Annotated in this window: 12 protein-coding genes; 7 read left to right on the forward strand and 5 right to left on the reverse strand. The window is 46.2% G+C overall.

The window, feature by feature from the left end; all coding sequences use genetic code 11:
• Positions 1–32: 32 nt before the first annotated feature.
• The 3 genes from HYN59_RS02200 to HYN59_RS18230 all read left to right on the forward strand — a co-directional run bounded on the left by HYN59_RS02200 (position 33) and on the right by HYN59_RS18230 (position 5,335).
• Complete coding sequence (locus tag HYN59_RS02200; protein ID WP_108776704.1) at positions 33–3,326, forward strand: glycosyltransferase family 117 protein; 3,294 nt, start codon at positions 33–35, stop codon at positions 3,324–3,326.
• Positions 3,327–3,539: 213 nt separating this feature from the next.
• On the forward strand, positions 3,540–4,832 hold the full coding sequence (locus HYN59_RS02205; protein WP_245895645.1) for a serine hydrolase domain-containing protein: 1,293 nt from the start codon (positions 3,540–3,542) through the stop codon (positions 4,830–4,832).
• Positions 4,796–5,335, forward strand: a complete 540-nt coding sequence (locus tag HYN59_RS18230) for a DUF3471 domain-containing protein (RefSeq protein ID WP_245895699.1) — start codon at positions 4,796–4,798, stop codon at positions 5,333–5,335. Before HYN59_RS02205 ends, HYN59_RS18230 begins: the two co-directional genes overlap by 37 nt.
• A gap of 110 nt (positions 5,336–5,445) precedes the next feature.
• Here the strand turns inward: HYN59_RS18230 and HYN59_RS02210 are convergent, their stop codons facing one another.
• The gene (locus tag HYN59_RS02210) at positions 5,446–6,771 is read right to left on the reverse strand and encodes a serine hydrolase domain-containing protein (protein ID WP_108776705.1); all 1,326 of its coding nucleotides are present in this window, start codon (positions 6,769–6,771) and stop codon (positions 5,446–5,448) included.
• Positions 6,772–6,895: 124 nt separating this feature from the next.
• Positions 6,896–9,727 carry a DNA polymerase I gene (polA, locus tag HYN59_RS02215; RefSeq protein ID WP_108776706.1) on the reverse strand — a complete coding sequence of 944 codons (2,832 nt, stop codon included), beginning with the start codon at positions 9,725–9,727 and terminating at the stop codon, positions 6,896–6,898.
• A gap of 501 nt (positions 9,728–10,228) precedes the next feature.
• On the opposite strand from polA, the gene HYN59_RS02220 reads away from it, so the two are divergent.
• Positions 10,229–11,461 carry a metallophosphoesterase gene (locus HYN59_RS02220; protein ID WP_108776707.1) on the forward strand — a complete coding sequence of 411 codons (1,233 nt, stop codon included), beginning with the start codon at positions 10,229–10,231 and terminating at the stop codon, positions 11,459–11,461.
• Between the two features lie 74 nt (positions 11,462–11,535).
• Positions 11,536–11,832: a thioredoxin family protein gene (locus HYN59_RS02225; protein ID WP_108776708.1), complete on the forward strand. Its 297-nt coding sequence runs from the start codon at positions 11,536–11,538 to the stop codon at positions 11,830–11,832.
• On the opposite strand, the gene HYN59_RS02230 is transcribed toward HYN59_RS02225, so the two are convergent.
• From HYN59_RS02230 to HYN59_RS02240, 3 genes are all read right to left on the reverse strand, one after another.
• A complete protein-coding gene (locus HYN59_RS02230) occupies positions 11,829–12,461 on the reverse strand; it encodes a polysaccharide deacetylase family protein (RefSeq protein ID WP_108776709.1) in 633 nt (210 codons plus the stop codon). The two genes, HYN59_RS02225 and HYN59_RS02230, sit on opposite strands and share 4 nt — an antisense overlap.
• 104 nt (positions 12,462–12,565) lie before the next feature.
• Positions 12,566–15,850 carry a glycosyltransferase family 117 protein gene (locus HYN59_RS02235; RefSeq protein WP_108776710.1) on the reverse strand — a complete coding sequence of 1,095 codons (3,285 nt, stop codon included), beginning with the start codon at positions 15,848–15,850 and terminating at the stop codon, positions 12,566–12,568.
• Positions 15,851–16,061: 211 nt separating this feature from the next.
• On the reverse strand, positions 16,062–17,087 hold the full coding sequence (locus tag HYN59_RS02240; RefSeq protein WP_108776711.1) for a LacI family DNA-binding transcriptional regulator: 1,026 nt from the start codon (positions 17,085–17,087) through the stop codon (positions 16,062–16,064).
• 415 nt (positions 17,088–17,502) lie between these two features.
• On the opposite strand from HYN59_RS02240, the gene HYN59_RS02245 reads away from it, so the two are divergent.
• The gene (locus tag HYN59_RS02245) at positions 17,503–18,237 is read left to right on the forward strand and encodes a ferritin-like domain-containing protein (protein WP_181369495.1); all 735 of its coding nucleotides are present in this window, start codon (positions 17,503–17,505) and stop codon (positions 18,235–18,237) included.
• An 18-nt stretch (positions 18,238–18,255) separates the two neighbouring features.
• Positions 18,256–19,089 (forward strand): ferritin-like domain-containing protein, encoded by an 834-nt coding sequence (locus tag HYN59_RS02250; RefSeq protein ID WP_108776713.1) that lies wholly within the window; start codon positions 18,256–18,258, stop codon positions 19,087–19,089.
• Positions 19,090–19,093 lie beyond the last annotated feature (4 nt).

Consider the following 19,093-nt stretch of genomic DNA (forward strand, 5'->3'; position numbering starts at 1 on the left):
CCTTTGTAAGACAATCAACCTATTGAATCTACATGACAAACTTTAACTTCAGGAAATGGAATACCGCTATAGGCTGGTCGCTATTTACAGTCGCCCTTAGCATTTACAGCGCTACCGTAGAGCGCACACTTAGCTTTTGGGATTGCGGCGAGTATATAGCCACAGCCGCCAAGCTCGAGGTGGGCCACCCGCCCGGCGCACCGCTCTTCCAGATGGCAGGCGCCTTTTTCTCGATGTTTGCTTTTGGCGATACCAGCAAGATTGCACTTATGGTTAATATGGTATCTGTGTTCTCGAGTGCTTTTACCATATTGTTTATGTTTTGGTCGCTTACCATCTTACTGAAAAATATGGTGTCAAGCTTTACCGGGTTTAATCGGAACAATGCCATCATGGTACTGGGCAGCGCCGCCATCGGGAGCCTTGCGTTCCTGTTTTCAGACAGCTTTTGGTTTAATGGCACCGAAGCCGAGGTATATGCCATGGCTTCCCTGTTTATCGCCATCCTCTTTTGGGCCGGGCTAAAATGGGGCGAAGAGATGAATACCCCACGCGGCAACAAATGGGGGCTCATTGTATCGCTGCTGATCGGGCTTTCCTTCGGTGTGCATTTCCTGGCATTGCTTACCATCCCATCTATCGGGCTTATTTATTATTTTAAGAATTACAAAACGATAACCCTAAAGAACTTTATCATTGCCAATATCATTATGGTGGCAGTGCTTTTCTTCGTATTCAAATTCCTGCTGCCTTATACACTGGCGCTTTTCGGGAAGACGGAGATATTTATGGTCAATAGTATGGGGCTGCCTTTCAATTCGGGGACTATCTTCCTGTTCGTTGTTATAGCGGCCTTCTTTTACTTTGGCCTTAGCTATACAAAAAAGAAAGGATTGCCGCTTGCTAATACCCTTATCCTTTGCCTTCTTTTCATCCTCATAGGCTTTTCTACCTGGATCATGCTGCCTATAAGAGCCAATGCTAACGTGGTGCTGAACGAGAACAAACCATCGGATGCTGCCGAGGTACTGGCCTATTACAACCGCGAGCAATATGGTGAGCAGAAAACATTCTACGGGCCGCTTTATACCGAAACCTATAGCGGTCTGGATGAGAAAAACCCGTATATAGACGGTACGCCTAACTATGAACGCGATTATAAGACCAATAAATATGTTATTGTAAATAACTATAAGAACGCGAAGCAAAACCCTGACCAAAGCCATAGCGCTGTCCTTCCGAGGATGACCAGTACCGACCATGCGGCAAATTATATGGAATTTTCGGGTCCGCCGAAATTCAGGATCAATCCGGCATACGATTATAGCGACGACCTACGGCAATACGGCATTGACGTCGAACAAATGGACGACGCTCAGGCAATGGCTGCCATCAACCAGATAAAAGGCGAGTTCGAGGGTATCGTTGCCGATTTCAGGAAGGCGTATGCACAAGGCGACATCGGCAATGAAGAATACCACAAGTTCCTGAAAGCCTACAAACAGTACCTTATTGTTGAGAAACCTTCTTTTGGCGACAATATGGCATTTATGTTCGAATACCAGTTCGGTTATATGTACTGGCGCTACCTGATGTGGAACTTTACGGGCCGCCAGAACGATGTGCAGGGCGAAATGGATAACCAGAACGGCAATTGGATAAGCGGCATCACGTTCCTGGATGAAATGAGGCTTGGCCCACAGGATGCCCTGACGACCGACATGAAGAACAACAAGGGGCGGAATACTTATTTCTTCCTTCCTTTTATCCTTGGTGTGATCGGTGCGGTGTACCATGCCCGCAAAGACCTGAAGAGCTTTTATGTCCTGCTGGTACTCTTCCTTTTTATGGGTATAGCCCTGAAGATATTTCTCAACGAAAGGCCGTTTGAGGTCCGCGAAAGGGATTATGTGCTCGTTGGCTCCTACTACGTTTTTGCTATGTGGATTGCTTTTGGAGTATATGCCATTTATGACGGCATTAAAAAATATGTGCAACCGAAAATCGCGATACCTGCCGTTCTTGGCGTGACCCTGCTTGCCGCACCCATGCTTATGGCGGTACAGAACTGGGACGACCATGACCGCTCAGGGCGCTATACGGCATTGTCCATGGCGAAAGATTACCTGGACTCCTGCGAGCCCAACGCGATACTGTTTACCGTAGGTGATAACGATACCTTTCCGCTATGGTATGCACAGGAGGTGGAAGGCTTTCGTACCGATGTGCGAATTGTGTGCTCTACCCTGCTGCCTACCGACTGGTACATTGACCAGATGAAGCGCCAGGCGTACGATTCGGAACCCGTGCCGATATCGCTGACGCATGAGCAGTATGTCGACGGTACAAGGGACTTCCTGTTTTTTAATCCGCTTGGCAAAACGAAGGATTCGACGATGAACATCAACGATTTTATGAGATTCGTGACCCTTGATGATGAAAGGGCAAAAGTGCCGTTGAGCAATGGACACATGGTGAACTTCTACCCTATCAATAAACTGCGCATCCCTGTTGACAAAGAACTTATCGTTAAGAACAAGGTAGTTTCGCCACAGCGCTATGACTCTATTGTGCAAAACATGGAGATTACGCTGCCGCAAGAGGCGATATACAAGCACAACCTGATCATGCTCGATATCATCCGCACTAATAACTGGAAACGCCCGATCTATTTTGCCGGGGGAAGGTTTGACGACGAAGACTATGCCTGGCTGAAAGATTACCTTCAGCTGGAAGGCATGGTATACAAGCTCGTGCCTGTGAAAACTCCGATACCTAAGGACGGCAGCCCGCTGGACATGGGCTACATTGATGCAGACGATATGTATAATATCGTAATGAAATGGGACTGGGGCAATGGCGGCGACACCGGTATATACCACGATCCGCAGACACAAAAGAACAGCATTAGTTTCCGTAAGAACCTGGCCCGCCTCAGTGATGCCCTCATAAAAGAAGGAAAGCTTGACAAAGCCTATAAGGTGGTCGACCTTGCCATGAAGAACATGCCGATCGACTATTTTGGCTACTATTTCATTTCGGAGCCATTTGCGGGATCGTATTATAAAACAGGCCACAAGAAAGAAGCACGGGAACTGCTGACAAAACTTATAGGCAAATACACAGAAACACTCTTGTACTATAAGTCGCTCCCGGTAGCCGACCAGAACATCCTTGCAAGGGATATCATCGGTTCGATAGAAGCCTACAGGACGTTGCTAATCATCATGGAAGAGAATAATGACATGGAGTTCTTTAATGCCTCGAAAGCCGCATTTAATAAAGCGAACGGGATGTTCGCGAGGTTTAAGAGGGAGAATGAATAGGCCCCTAAAATAAATATAAAACATTCAGAAAGTTCATATATAGCAGTAGACACACCCCTAGCCCCTCTCAAGAGGGGAACACTCAGACGTGCTTACTCAAACTCTAAAAAGGTTCGTTTAATCGGTATGAGTGAAGCTGTTCCCCTCTTGAGAGGGGTTAGGGGTGTGTTATTATCATGTTTGTCATCATCATAACCAATAAACCAACCAACCATGAAAAAACATTACATCTTATCGCTCCTTTTAGCGTTTGCCATTTCGGCGTATGCCCAAAAAGACAAGCGCCTCAAAGGCATTGAAAAGGACCTGAACGCATTATTAGCAACATCAAAAGCGCCGGGGTTTGCTGTGGCGATAGTAGAAAACGATAAAGTAATCTACAGTGCCGGGTTTGGCTACAGGGATTATGAAAAGAAAATCCCGGTTGACCCTAATACGCTTTTTGCAATAGGGTCCAGCACCAAGGCCTTTACTTCTGGCCTGCTTGGATCCTTAAGAAAAGAAGGTAAACTGACTTTTACCGACAGCCCACTTAAATATGTACCAGAACTCCAGTTTTACAATAACGACCTCAACGGCAACGTAAACATCGAGGACCTGATGAGCCACCGCACCGGTATCCCCCGTCACGACTTTTCGTGGTACCTTTTCCCTACCCACAACAGGGACAGCATCATCCAGAGGATAAAGTATCAGGAACCCTTTACCGGGCTAAGGCAGCAGTGGTATTATAACAACTTTATGTTTACCGTGCAGGGCGTTATTGCCGAAAAAATAACCGGCAAAAGCTGGGAGGACAACATAAGGGAACGTTTTCTCGTTCCATTGGGAATGACACGTTCTAACGTTTCTATAGCTGAAATGAAAGCAGCTTCGAACGCGGCCTTTGGCTACGAGCTGAAAAAAGGCGATGTGATAAGCAAAATGGATTACTACGACATTGCAGCCATGGCGCCGGCGGGGAGCATCAACAGTAGTGCGAATGACATGGCCAACTGGCTCATCACCTGGATAGGCAAAGGGAAATTCAAGGACACAGCGATTTTGCCCGAAGATTATATAACGGATGCCATTAGCTCGCATGCTGTGATAGCCGGTGGCCTGCCTTCTAAAGAACTGCCCGGCAATTATTTTTCGAATTATGGTTACGGTTGGATGCTCATATCCTACAAAGGGCACTACAGGGTGGAGCATGGCGGAAACATTGACGGCTTTACGGCAAGTGTGGCATTTTTCCCTTCGGATAATATAGGGATCGTGGTACTGGCCAACCAGAATGGCTCGCGCATCCCTTCGTTGGTGAGGAATACCATTGCCGACAGGATGCTGGGCACGGATAAGACCGACTGGAACGCCATGTTGGTAAAGGAATTGAAAGAAGGGAAGGAAGCAGAAGAAAAGGCAAAGAAAGACAAAAAGAAGAAACGGGAAGCCACACGCCTTCGCACCCACTGGATGATTATACAGGGCTGTTCTCCAACCCGGGGTACGGTACTTTTGAAATAGTAAGGAAAAACGATTCGCTGTTTGCAGAATTTCAGCAGACACGTTTCTTCCTGAAGCATAAGCATTATGATGTATTTGCGCCTTCTGATGCAAAACATGGTATCGATACATCGGAAGATACGGAGGGCATGTTCATGAACTTTATAACTAATGATGCCGGTGATATATCAGGCGTGAAGCTCAAAGCCGAACCATCGCTTGACCACCCAATCGAATTTAAGCGCACCCCGAAAGAAGTAGCGGTAGCCGATGAAATAGTAAACCAGTATACCGGTGATTATGAAATATCAGGGATGACGATAAAGGTGTATGTAAAGAGCGGTAAGCTGTACCTGTTCGTACCGGGACAGCCGGATTATGAACTGAAAGCGACTTCAACAACCATGTACGTGATCGCGACGCTTGACGGGTTTAAGGTGGAGTTTATCCCCGGGGATAACGGAAAGATAAAAGAACTGACACTGCACCAGCCGAATGGGAAATTCACGGCGACGAAAAAGTAATCAATGCTATATACATAAAAAGGGCTGCCAGAATAGAATTGGCGGCCCTTCTTGTTATAGTATCCAGACTATGAGATTTCTCCATGCGGTTGAAATGGAAAAAATTGATTCTATTTCTCCTTTGTAAACTCCGTTACCTTCCCGCCCTGCTTGAGTGTAAAGCCTTTTTCGCTGAATATCATACGCAGGTCGGCAGGATCAAAGTTAAACTCATTTTCGCTTAGGGGATTCAGTTCGAAAGACCCCTGTCCAGGTTCCAGCGCAATAGCTACCAGTTTCCCTTCGCGGGCAATTATCTTTACTTTATAAGGCAGCGAAGGCGCAGTATAAATGCCCTCATAGCGTTTCAGTACGCTATCGTCCACAGCTACCGATGTAAAATCCGGGAAGCGGTACGGCAGCTTATAATAGCAGCTCAGGATGCCCATCACCAACGCATTGACATCGGTGTTTACTCCATTCAGTGTGAGCGATATGGCGAGGTCTTCCTTTGGGTTATAGCCAAGCACTGTGGAAAATCCCTCTAAATTACCGTTGTGGCCTACGAATTTACGTTCCGCAAACGAAAAATGGAATACCCCGCGCCCAATGCCCATATCCATTTTCGTCATTTCATTCAATGATGCTTTTGTTATGATCTTGCCATCAAAAAGCGCCTTTGCAAACAGTGTCAGGTCGCTTGCCGTAGACTGCAGCCCGCCGGACCCACCTATAGCAGATTCGTGCCATTCGTCTTGTTTATCCCATTGCCCGTCTGCGTAAGCGTAGGAATACGCCTCGTTTTTCCTGGAGTTGATCTTAGTAAAGTAGTACGTGTTTTTTAACCCTGCCTTTTTAATGACGCGCGCAGTTACATTTTCTTTATAGGTCTTTTTAGTGATGTCCTGTATGATGTACCCCAGCAACAGGTAATTGGAATTGCTTACCTCTGCTTTTGTGCCCGGTTCGAACGCGGGTTCTTTTGCCATTATCCTGTCGAGCATCTGCTTCCGGTTTTGCAGTTTTGTTTGCGCCTCTTTAAAAGCAGGGTCGTCGGTATAATTATAGATTCCGCTTTTATGGCCCAGCATATCGGCAATGGTGATAATTTCGGCATTCTTAATCTTGGGGAAAAACTCTGATAGCTTCGTGTCGAGCGTGAGTTTCTTTTCCTCGATCAACTGGAAGATAATGGCTGCGGTAAATATTTCGGTCACCGCCCCTATTTTGTATTTCGTATCCGGTGTAGCTTTTGCTTTGGCGTTGATATCGGCAAAGTCATAGGCTTTTTCAAAAACGACTTTGCCCTTCTCACGGATAGTCAGCGCGCCCATGATCTTATCATTCCTGTTGAAATACACCATCAGGCTATCGATCTTGCGGTATTTAGCCTCACTTTGTGCCAATGCAGGAAGCGTGATCGCTAAAACAAATAAGGATAAAAAAAAGTTCTTCATGATTATTTGGTTAGGATATTATAACGCAGGTGCTTTGAAAATGTTATGTGATGCTTGTCATTCTGACGAAGGAAGAATCTCTGTAGTAATTGAGATTCTTCCTTCGTCAGAATGACAAACGGATTTAATGTGCCTCCAGCCAGTTGCGACCTTCGCCCATATCTACTTCCAAAGGTACATCCAGTTTAAAGGCGTTTTCCATCTCTTCTTTTATCATCGGCCTGATGCGTTTCAGCTCGCTGTTATGCACATCGAACACAAGTTCATCGTGCACCTGCAGCAGCATTTTGCTTTTCCAGTTCTCGTTCACCAGGCGCTTATGGATGTTGATCATCGCAATCTTTATAATATCGGCGGCGCTGCCCTGTATCGGGGCGTTCACGGCATTTCGCTCTGCGGCACCACGTACCACCTGGTTTTGGGAGTTGATGTCCTTCAGGTAGCGCCTGCGGCCGGATATGGTCTGTACATAACCCTGCGCGCGCGCGATTTCCACCTGGTCATTTATATAGCGCTTCAGTGTCGGGTAGGTTTGATAGTAGGCATCGATCAGGTCTTTCGATTCGGAACGGCTCAACGATGTCTGGTTGCTCAACCCGAATGCCGAAACACCGTACACAATACCAAAGTTTACCGTTTTGGCATGGCTTCGCTGCTCGCGGGTCACTTCTTCTAAAGCCACATTAAACACCTTGGCTGCGGTAGAAGCATGGATATCCTCTTTATTTTGGAATGCTTTCACCATTTCGGGGTCGCCACTTAGTGCGGCTATGATGCGCAGCTCTATCTGCGAGTAGTCGGCAGAAAGTATCGTGTGGTCGGCATCGCGGGCAATGAATGCCTTGCGTATCTGCCTCCCCCTTTCGGTACGGATCGGGATGTTTTGCAGGTTGGGGTTGTTGGAACTTAAGCGACCTGTAGCTGCCACGGCCTGCATGTAATCGGTATGCACACGGCCTGTCTTCGGTTTTACCTGAAGCGGCAGTGCTTCCACATAAGTATTCTGGAGCTTTACCAGCTGCCTCCAGTCGAGTATGTCCTGCACAAACGGATTGGTGAGCGCCAGGAATGACAGCACATCTTCGCCGGTGGCATATTGCCCTGTCTTGGTTTTCTTTTGCTTTACGCCACCTATTTTCAGCTTGTCGAACAATATCTCGCCCAGCTGTTTCGGCGAACCAAGGTTGAATTTCTCACCTGCGTTCTCGTATATTTTTTGTTCCAGTGTTTTAATGTCGCTTGCCAGTTCTGCCGAAAGCTCCTTAAGGTAAGGCACGTCAAGGTTGATGCCCTCCTGCTCCATGCTTGCCAGTACAGGCATCAGCGGAACTTCTATTTCGTCAAAAAGCTTTCGTGTGCCTGTCTGTTCCAGTTTTGGTGCGAACACTTCTTTCAGTTGTAATGTTATGTCGGCATCTTCTACCGCATATTCTTTTACAAGCTCTACGTCCACATCACGCATCGTTTTCTGGCCTTTTCCTTTTTTGCCGATAAGCGCCTCGATAGGCATCGGTGAATACCTAAGATATGTTTCGGCAAGAATATCCATGCCGTGGCGCATATCAGGGTTGATAAGGTAGTGCGCCAACATCGTATCGAAGAATTTCCCCTTTACAGTAATACCGTAGTTGGCAAGTATCTCCAGGTCGTATTTAAGGTTCTGGCCTACTTTCTCTATGTTCTCATCCTCAAAGAACGGGATGAACTTATCAACGATCTCCTGGGCTTCAGCACGGTCGGCAGGAACGGGAACATAAAAGCCTTTTCCTTTTTCCCACGAAAAAGACAGCCCGACCAACTCTGCTGTAAGGGCACAGATATCCGTTGTCTCGGTGTCAAAGCTCACAACCTGTTGCTTCATCATATCGCGTAGCAGCAGGCTGATGGCCATGTTGCCCTGTATCAGTTGGTAATGGTGGTCGGTCGTATCCAGCGTTTCATAAAAGCTCGGAGCGAGTTCTGCATTCGGGTCGGCGGCACCTTCGTCAAACAATGAGAATTGCTGTTCCCCGCTTGTAATTGTTTTTGTTGGCGAATAGCCTGTTGTGGCAATGGTATCGAATTCTTCCCCGTGCGAAAACAGCCTATGGAACTGCTCTGCCATACGGCGAAATTCCAGTTCGTTGAAAATTGCTTCTACCTTCTCGGTGTCGGGTTTCGTCAGCTCGTAGTCGGTTTCGTTGAAAGTGACATTGCAATCGGTTATAATGGTCGCCAGCTTTTTCGACATGATGCCTTTTTCCTTGTTGGCTTCAATGTTCTCGCGCATCTTGCCTTTCAGCTCGTGGGTATTGGCCAGCAGGTTCTCCATAGAGCCATAGTCTTTCAGGAATTTCTTGGCGGTCTTTTCGCCAACGCCCGGCAGACCCGGTATGTTATCTACAGCGTCGCCCATCATCCCAAGGAAGTCGATCACCTGTTCCGGCCTTTCGATCTCAAAGCGTTCCAGTACTTCGGGTACGCCCCATATCTCGATGCCGTTGCCCAGCCTTGCGGGACGGTACATGAATATATTTTCGCTTACCAGCTGTGCAAAATCCTTATCTGGTGTCACCATAAATACCTGGTAGCCTTGTTTTTCGGCTTGTTTTGCCACGGTGCCTATAAGGTCGTCGGCCTCACAGCCCGCTTCCTCGATAATGGGAATGTGCATCGCCCGGAGTATATCGTGGATATACGGTATCGCTAAAAGTATCGCTTCCGGTGTAGCGCTCCGGTTGGCTTTGTAGTCACCATAAAGCTCATTACGCACGGTACTGCCTTCCTTGTCGAATGCCACCGCAAGATGGTCGGGCTTTTCGCGCTTGATAACGTCCAGCAGCGAGTTGGTAAACCCAAAGATTGCCGAGGTATCCATCCCTTTGGAATTGATCCGTGGATTTTTGATAAAGGCATAATAACCACGGAATATCAGCGCGTAGGCATCGAGCAGGAAAAGTCGTTTCTGTTGTGACATGAAAAAAATATTTGACCGTAAAAATAATCAAACCGATGGAGAATTTCTAATTAAGATGAATTTAGAATAACCGATTACGGTCAAATTTCTTCTTTAAAAAGAATATTTAAATAAGACAAAGAGTTCTTCTTCTTTTGTCTTGAAACAAAAGAAGCAAAAATTCAAGGCTCCAAATATTTCACTTAAAATCTACGGCAAGCTTCTCCCATCGCGACCCGAGCCGCTCGAACAAAGTTCTTCGCTCGCGGGTCGCTCTCCTACTCCCAACGCTTAAGCTTCCCTTGATTTTTACGCGAAATATTTAATGCCTTAGCTTCACTCAGACCTGATCACTCTTGTGGAATGGCAGGTATTGGGAACGGAGTTAAGCTTCTCCTCCTTTGCTTCGCCAGTTCAGCTAAATCTTAGTGTGTAGATGTTCCCCGGAGTGAGGCCAAAACTACTGCAACATTCTTTGTAACATTTTGCCGCTTTATTCGTTTCTTTGTAAAAACATACCTAATGCGTCGCGCTTTCATCTTCATCCTCATAGCCATTATCCTTGGCGAAGTCTATACTTTCTTTGCAGTCAAAACAGTCGTTAAAGCCCGTTGGATGCTTTGGGCTTATGCAGGCATTTCACTGTTTATCATTGCGTTTATCATCTGGTCATTCACCCAGTACGACCGTACTGTGGGCCCTAACAAGCGCTCCCTCTTTACCGTTGGGCTGATGCTGCTTACGGTTGTCCCGAAAATGATCGTAGGCATAATACTCCTGGGCGAAGATGTATTCCGTATCATCGGCGGCCTCATCAGGTCGTTCCTGGGCAATGAGGAGCAGTCATTCTTACAGGAACGCCGGAAATTCGTAAGCCAGGTCGCTTTAGGCCTGGCCGCTATCCCATTCCTTTCGCTCCTTTACGGAATGAAATGGGGAAAATACAATTATAAAGTACGAAAAGAGACGATTTATTTTCCAGACCTGCCCGAAAATTTCGACGGGATGACCATCACGCAGATATCCGATATCCACAGCGGCAGCTTCGACGATGCCGAAGAGATCGGGCACGCCATAGACCTTGTCAACCAGCAAAACAGCGACCTCATCCTTTTTACGGGCGATATCGTGAATACCCATGCCGAAGAGATGCACCCGTGGATCGAGGCTTTCAAAAGAATCGAGTCGGCTCCCCTGGGCAAGTATTCAGTGCTGGGCAACCATGATTACGGGGAGTATGTAGAATGGCCTTCGCAAAAAGCAAAGCTCCAGAATTTCGAGGACATCAAAGACCTCCACAGGCAGATCGATTTCAAGCTGCTGCTTAATGAGCATGTAAAGATTGAAAAAGGCGGGCAGGAAATCATGCTGGTTGGCGTAGAGAACTGGGGCGTTAACTTTAAGCAGGCTGGTGACCTGAGCAAGGCTTCACAGGGGCTTACACCGGAAGACTTCAAGATACTTATGAGCCACGACCCGTCTCACTGGGAAGCCGAAGTGAAGAACCATAAAAACAATTACCACCTTACCCTTAGCGGGCATACCCACGGCCTGCAGTTCGGGATAGAGATACCAGGATTTTTCAAGTGGAGCCCAGTGGAATATGTCTACAAACAGTGGGCAGGACTGTACGAAAACGTTGGGCGTTATGTGTACGTAAACCGCGGTTTTGGCTTCCATGGCTATCCCGGCCGGGTGGGCATATGGCCAGAGATTACAGTTATTGAACTAAAAAAAGGCCAAAAGGTATCATAATTTGGTAATTATACTATATTTGTAATATAATTTGCTAATAAAACGGTTTTAAGTTAGTTTAAAATTTCAATTTTATGTCAAAATTTGGAGAACTTATAAACTCCCATGTGCCTGTACTTATCGATTTTTATACGGAATGGAATGAGCCTTCGGTATCCATGCACCCGGTTATAAGGGATGTTGCTGCCGCGCTTGGAGACAAGGCTAAGGTCATAAAAATTGATATCGATAAAAACCAGGAGCTGGCCGATGCCCTCAGGATAAAAGGCCTGCCTACACTGATGATCTACAAGGACGGGCAAATGGTATGGAGGCAAAGCGGCGAGCTGGATGCCAACACTATCATAGGCCTTGTACAGGAACAGATTTAGCATATAGCCGCGAACCGGAATCCCTTTTCTTTTAAATATTCAATTGCTTTTGGCAATGCATAGCGCATATTTATATTTGCCTTAATGCTGTCGTGGAATATAATGACACTGCCATCTGTGGTATTCCGTACTACATTATGGAGGCATTTTTCAGGACTGATGCTTTGGTCGAAGTCGGCGCTTAGCACATCCCACATTACGATCTTGTAGCCCATCTTCAGCACTTCTTTTTTCTGCGACCTTTTTATTTTGCCATACGGCGGACGGAACAATTTTGTCCCCGAAATGCTGCCTATCCATTTCTCGCAGGCTTCAATGTTTTCAAAATATGTAAAGTCATCCGTATTCCAGCCGTTGAGGTGGTTGAAGGTATGATTGCCAATAGAGTGCCCGCCTTCTACAACTTTTCTAAAGATATCGGGATGTTTTTGGATATTGTTGCCAATGCAAAAGAACGTAGCTTTAATATCATGCTCTTTAAGTACACCGAGCACCCATTCGGTTACTTCGGGCGTGGGGCCGTCATCAAAGGTGAGGTAGACGGTTTTGGTGTCATTGGAGATATTCCACACGTAACCGGGAAATAATTTCCTGATAAACCACCGCGTTTTTACCCAATAGAATTTCATAGGGCAAAGATAAAGTGTTTTGCTTTTATCTGATGTAAGAGACCCCAAAGGTTTTAAAAACCTTTGGGGTCTGATAATAAAAATCGCATCGGTATTAAAGAAGACTACAAATCCTCTCTCCTGTGCATCTTGAACCTGCCATTGTATTTGTTGAATACCTTTTTGGCAGCTTCATAGTATTCTTTATCGCCGTGATCATCCATGATATAAAGCAAGCTCCTGTAGCGCTCTATGCTGGTAATAATATCTATGTGCGCATCTTTCTGCTCTGATGGCGAATAACCGGCAAAGAAGTCGAGGTTTTCCTGGTATTTCTTGATCACTTTATCCAGCAGCTTGCGGGCTTCGGCTTTTTCGCCTATATCATAGTAGCCTCCTGCAAACGGCTCGAGCAGTGTATAGTATTCGTAATATTCTACCGGCATTTTTTTCATAGCGAGGTCAATGATGTTTTTCGCCTTGTCTTTCCTGCCCTCTTTTATTAAGGCTTCCATCAGCCTGGCCAGGTTGGTGCGGTAGGTAATACTGTTCTTGCGGGTTTCGGGGTCGTGGTAAATTTTCGGGCTTTCGCTGTTGCCCCAATCCCAAGACATCACGATATTGTACATCTTATCAGTGTCAATATAGCCCATATCCAGCGGACTGCCATCTTTCGGTATTGGTGTTTTTACCGGCACCAGCTTGTACACCATACCGTCAAGCTGCAGGTAGTCTTTCATCCACAGGTAATCATCGTCGCCAAAGCTGCCCCCAGTGAAATATATCGGCCTTTTCCAGTTATTACGGTAGAAGATATCGAGCATCATCAGGCGGTTTTTATACAGGGCATCACCTTTTATGTCGATATCAATATAAGGAACAATAGAATCGTATAATTTCGGCGAAACGAATTTATTTTTGATGATCTCGTCCCTATTGACCATCATACGTATTTTATTGGTCGGATAGAAATTTACCATGTGGCCGTTGCTCAGTTCCCTTTGCGCACGCGGGTCGTCGGTAGCAATGAATTTGATAAAGTCGCCAATCGCCCAGCGTGCATCGGTACCTTTATCAAAGAACATATAATCGCGTGTTCCCTGCTTGTACTGCTCGTGGGTAAACGAGATCGGCATCGGCTCCGACTCATAGGCCTTGGCCTTCATCTGGTCGATATACCAGTCCGTCATTAATAAGCTTGTGTTGACGATACGCACATCGGTACGGTAGCCTTCGATCTCCTGTGCATACCACAACGGGAAGGTGTCATTATCTCCAATGGTAAAGAGTATCGCATCCTTATCACACGACGACAGGTAGGCTTTCGCCATGGCAAGTGCAGTGTAGCGGTCGGAGCGGTCGTGGTCGTCCCAGTTTTGCGAAGCCATAAGCACCGGTGCAGCAAGCAATGTTACCCCTATAACCACAGGCCCGGCAATTTTTGGCTGCATGTATTTTTTAATGGTGTCGTATATCGCATAAACGCCAATACCTATCCATATAGCGAAAACATAGAACGAACCAACCAGCGCATAGTCACGCTCACGCGGCTCGAACGGCCTCTCGTTAAGGTATATCTTCAGCGCGAGCCCTGTAAACAGAAACAGCGCCAGCAATACATAGAAGCTCTTCGCATCTTTTTTGGCATGGAAAGCAAAACCGATAAGCCCAAGGATGAACGGAAGGAAGAAATACACATTGCGCCCCTTGTTGTTCGCCTGGTCAGACGGCAGGTTGTCCTGCGGTCCCCGGAAGATGGTATCTATAGGCTTGATGCCGCTTATCCAGTTGCCGTCAAGATTGTCATAACGGCCCTGTATGTCGTTCTGCCTTCCGGTAAAGTTCCACATCAGGTAACGCCAGTACATATAGCCGAACTGGAATTCGAACATATATTGCATATTGGATGCAAAAGAAGGCTTCTCTACAATAAGGTACCTGCTGTATTTGTTCAGGAATTTGTCATAGTCCTCAAGGTCTACATTTCCTTTGCGGAATTCCGTCCTGAACTCGGCAATAGCGCCCTCTATCTGGCTGCGTGCCTCTGCCATAGCCATACCAAGATCCTGCTCGCTCATCTGGTCTACAGGCAGGCCGTAGCGCGCGAGGTCGTCGGCAAAATCGTATGACGGGTCCAGCCTGAAGTCAAGCGGCTTGGTAAACCTCATATAGTTGGCGGCGTGCTCGGTGCTCCACATCCTTGGCATAAAGCCTTTGTGGTTGTCATCGGTATTTTGCTTAGCATTTTTATAGTTGTTCACTATAACATATTTGCCGGTTTTATAATCCCTCTGGTAGTTGGGCTTTTCGTCTTCATAAGGCCTTACCTTATCAAGCCCCGCGTAGGTATCCGAGAACATCGGTCCGTAAAAAAGTTTCTGCTCACCATACTGTTCCCTGTTATAATAGGCCAGTACCTCAGCCGCATCCGAGGGCTTGTTCTCATTGATGACAACATTCGCATTGGCACGTATCGGCAGCATCATCCAAGTAGAGAAACCGATAAGGATGAACAGTACGCACAGCAGCAAGGTGTTGTACAGCGCATAGCCTTTTTTCTTTGTATAGCTAAAGCCGAAATAAAAGAAAGCGATGATGGCAAGGGCAACGAAAATTGTCCCCGAGTTGAAAGGCATTCCCAACGAATTTACCATGAATATTTCGGTCTTCCCGAAAAGCGCCATAGTATAAGGGAGTAATAGCTTGAATATGAAAAGCAGTATGGCCACGATAACCACATTGGCTATGATGAAGCTCTTTACCGTAACTTTTGCGTAGTTCTTAAAGAAGTAAATGAATCCTATGGAAGGAATGACAAGGAGCGCCATGAAGTGCACCCCGAACGAAAGCCCTACAACAAGGGATATAATTAGCAGCCATTTGTTGCCACGCGGCGTATGCATTTCTTCTTCCCAGCGAAGGCCGAGCCAAAGCAGCAGTGCGATGAAAAGCGATGCCATGGCATATACTTCTGCCTCTACGGCATTGAACCAGAAGCTGTCGGAGAAGGTAAAAGCAAGGCTGCCCACCGCCGAAGCCCCAAGTATGGCAATCGCATTGTTATTGTTGAGTTCTGAAAACCTGCTGATAAGGTTGCGCAGTACTATGGTAAGCGACCAAAACATGAACAGTATGGTAAACGCGCTCGAGAATACCGAAACCATATTCACCGACAATGCTATTTTATCGTCATGGCCAAAGGCGAAAAGGGCAAAGAAAGCGCCTACCATCTGGAAAAGCGGCGCTCCCGGCGGGTGGCCTACTTCAAGCTTGGCAGCTGTGGCAATATATTCCCCGCAATCCCAAAAGCTCATGGTAGGCTCTACAGTCATTGCGTAGGTAATAAGGGCAATAGTAAAAACGGTCCACCCGAGGATGGTATTCCATTTTTTGAAATTGAATGTTATCATGAAGGATAGATTATTCCAGATTATTCTAACTGCAAAGAAACTATTTTTTTAGGAAAGGGAAGGAATTGCAGGCGGGATTTTATTACAGATGGGAAACGTAATAGCCTTACATTGTCATTTCAGCGATTCTCCCCCGGCAAGGCTGCAGCCAAAATGGCCAGGAATTAACGGGTATTAAAACTAAGGCCCCGCTATTGCAGGGCCTTTTGATTTATAGCTTGCGGGTAGATTCCCGTTGCCTTAGTTCGGTTTTTATAACACGGGTTTCATATTGCGGCTCCTCGCCTTCTTTGGCTTCGAGCCTTTTTATGAGCATTTCGGCGGCGGCCTCCCCTATTTCGGGGCCGTGCTGGCTGATGGTGGAAAGGCTTGGCGTAAGGCGGCGTGACCATACCCCATCGGCAAACCCTATTATGCACAACTCCTCAGGTATCTTTATGCCGCGCTTAATGGCAGCCTTCATTGCCATAACCGATGCGTGCTCATCGAGGGCAAAAATACCATCTACCTTTTTCGAATCGAATAGTTTTTTGAGTTTTTCATCAAAATCATCGGTGTTGTCGGTACGTATGATGATATCGTTATTAATATTGTAGCCCTTATCTTTCAGGGCTTTCATATAGCCTTCGGCCCTCAGCTTGCCCACGCTGAGGTTGTCAATGCTTGATACCAGCGCTATGTTTTTGCAATCCAGCTTTATGAGGTGGTTAACGGCATCCTTGGACGCTTCAAAATCATCCACTATCACTTTGTCGCAATTTATCTCATCGGAAATCCTGTCGAACATCACTATCGGCAGATCATCAGAGATAGCGTCCTTAAAATGCCTGAACTCCTGCTCTTTCTGCGTTTCTTCGGATATTGACAGTATAAAGCCGTCAATGGTACCGTTGCTCAGCATGTCCATGGCATGGATCTCTTTCTCAAGCGACTCGTTGGAAATACAGGTGATTACATTGTACCCTTTGTCATTGGCGCCTTTCTCGATACCGCTGAACACCTTTGCAAAAAACGGGTTCAGGATATTCGGGATGATCACCCCAATGGTTTTGGAGCGCTTGCTCTTAAGATTTACCGCAATATTATTAGGCTTATAGTTCTTAAGCTTTGCAAATTCCTGCACCTTGATCTTTGTAGGCTCACTTATCTCAGGGCTGTTGCTCAATGCCTTGGAAACTGTAGATACTGATACGTTCAGTTCTTTTGCTATCTGCTTCAGTGTTGCTTTTTGTTTCATGGCCTTCCGATTTTAGTTAATGTAAAGAAACGAAAAATTTAAAAATGAAAAAGGCATGAATTAGAGTTAATTGAAAAATTTGAAAGAAAAATATTTATCAGGCTTTAAAATTTGAGAGGAAAGCACTTACAAAAAATAAAAACCTTCACTTGAACAAAAGTTAACGCTATTGTAAATTTTAAGTATTCTCACTATTTGTACTGATTCTAACAGCATTCAAAAACAAACCCCAAACCGTGTTACCGGCTACTAAAAACAAGAAATCTATAAATCCGGAATTTCATAATTTATTCTTAAAATTTCTTTTTTCTTAAAAATCCGGCAAACCTATTAACAACTAATTAGCGTAAATAAAAAATATCTTTGAAAATCAACAAAACCACACCCACCATTATTAACCTAATTAATTGTTATTATGAAAAAAGTAGAAGTAAAGGAAGTCGGCACAAGCAGGAGAAGCTTCCTTAAGATCAGCGGGATCACCCTTGCAGGTGCAGGGCTCCTCCTGGCCGGTTGCAGCAGCGACGACGACAGTTCGAACAACGACAACCAGCTTCCGGGCGTAAGGGGCGATAAATTTGACCTTGGCGGGGGCGACTTAGGTATACTTACCTACGCGTACGCACTTGAACAGCTTGAAGCCGATTTTTACACAAAGGTGGTTAACGGCAGCATGTTCGGTACAATCTTTAATGCTGAAGAACAGGCAGTATTGGCCGATTTGTATGCCCATGAGGTTGTACACAGGGAATTCTTTAAGGCAGCCCTTACAGGAGCGCTCGAAGACGACAGCCGTTTGCTGCCAAACCTGGAATTTAATTATGCTTCTGTAAATTTCAACAACAGGGCAAGCGTTCTCGGCACTGCCAAAGCGCTTGAAGACACCGGCGTTTCTGCTTATAATGGCGCGGGAAGGTATATCCAGAACTCAGACTATTTATTGATTGCAGGCAAGATTGTTTCGGTAGAAGCAAGGCACGCTTCGGCCATCAGGAGCCTGCTCAACCCGGGAACCGACTCTTTTGCAGGTGACGATGTGGTAACTGCATCTAACGGATTGGACAAAGCAGAAAGGCCATCGGTAATCATACCGCAGGTTGCATCGCTAAACTTTATCCAGACACCTTTTACAGCCAACTTCTTACCATAACCATTAATTTACGAAATCATGAATATCATAAAATTTATAGAGTCGTTCACTAACGAAGGCATGATAAAAAGCCTTAGTGAAAAAGGCTCCCGCAGGGATAGTTTTACACAGTTCCAAAACATAGGAAAAACGGCAGCATTTGCAGCAGTACCTTTCGGACTTTCAGCGCTATTGGCCCCAACAAAAGCAAGGGCGGCATCGGCAGCATTTTTTACCGAGGCAGCAGCAACACCTACCGATGCATTAAAACTTGCATTGACACTGGAATACCTTGAAGACGAATTTTACCAAATGGCGCTTGATACCAATGGCCTTATCCCGGCTGCCGACCAGGCGATCATAGCACAGATAAGCCAGCACGAATCGGCGCACGTTGAATTTTTAAAGCAGGCATTAGGTAATGATGCCCCTGAAAAACCAACTTTCGACTTTACCGTTGGCGGCGCGTTTCCAACATTTACAGACTACAATACATTCCTTGCGCTTTCGCAGGCTTTTGAAGATACCGGCGTAAGGGCTTATAAAGGACAGGCAGCCAACCTGATGTCTAACGGCGACTTGCTGCAGGCTGCACTACAGATACACTCTGTTGAAGCGAGGCACGCCTCGCAGATAAGGAGGCTGAGGGGCCAAAAAGGATGGATTGTAGGCAATGACCGTGGAGGGCTGCCATCTCAGGCACAGGCTGTTTACGATGGCGAGCAGGAAACAATGCAGGCAGGCTTTAACACTGCTGTTGTGAGCAATGCCGGCAACCCTGTAATTCCTGCAGCCGCAGGGCCGGAATCTTTTGATGAGCCACTTACAGGCGACCAGGCAACAAGCATTGCCAGCCTGTTCATAGTGCCATAACGAT

Source organism: Flavobacterium album, assembly GCF_003096035.1.
Lineage (GTDB): Bacteria > Bacteroidota > Bacteroidia > Flavobacteriales > Flavobacteriaceae > Flavobacterium > Flavobacterium album.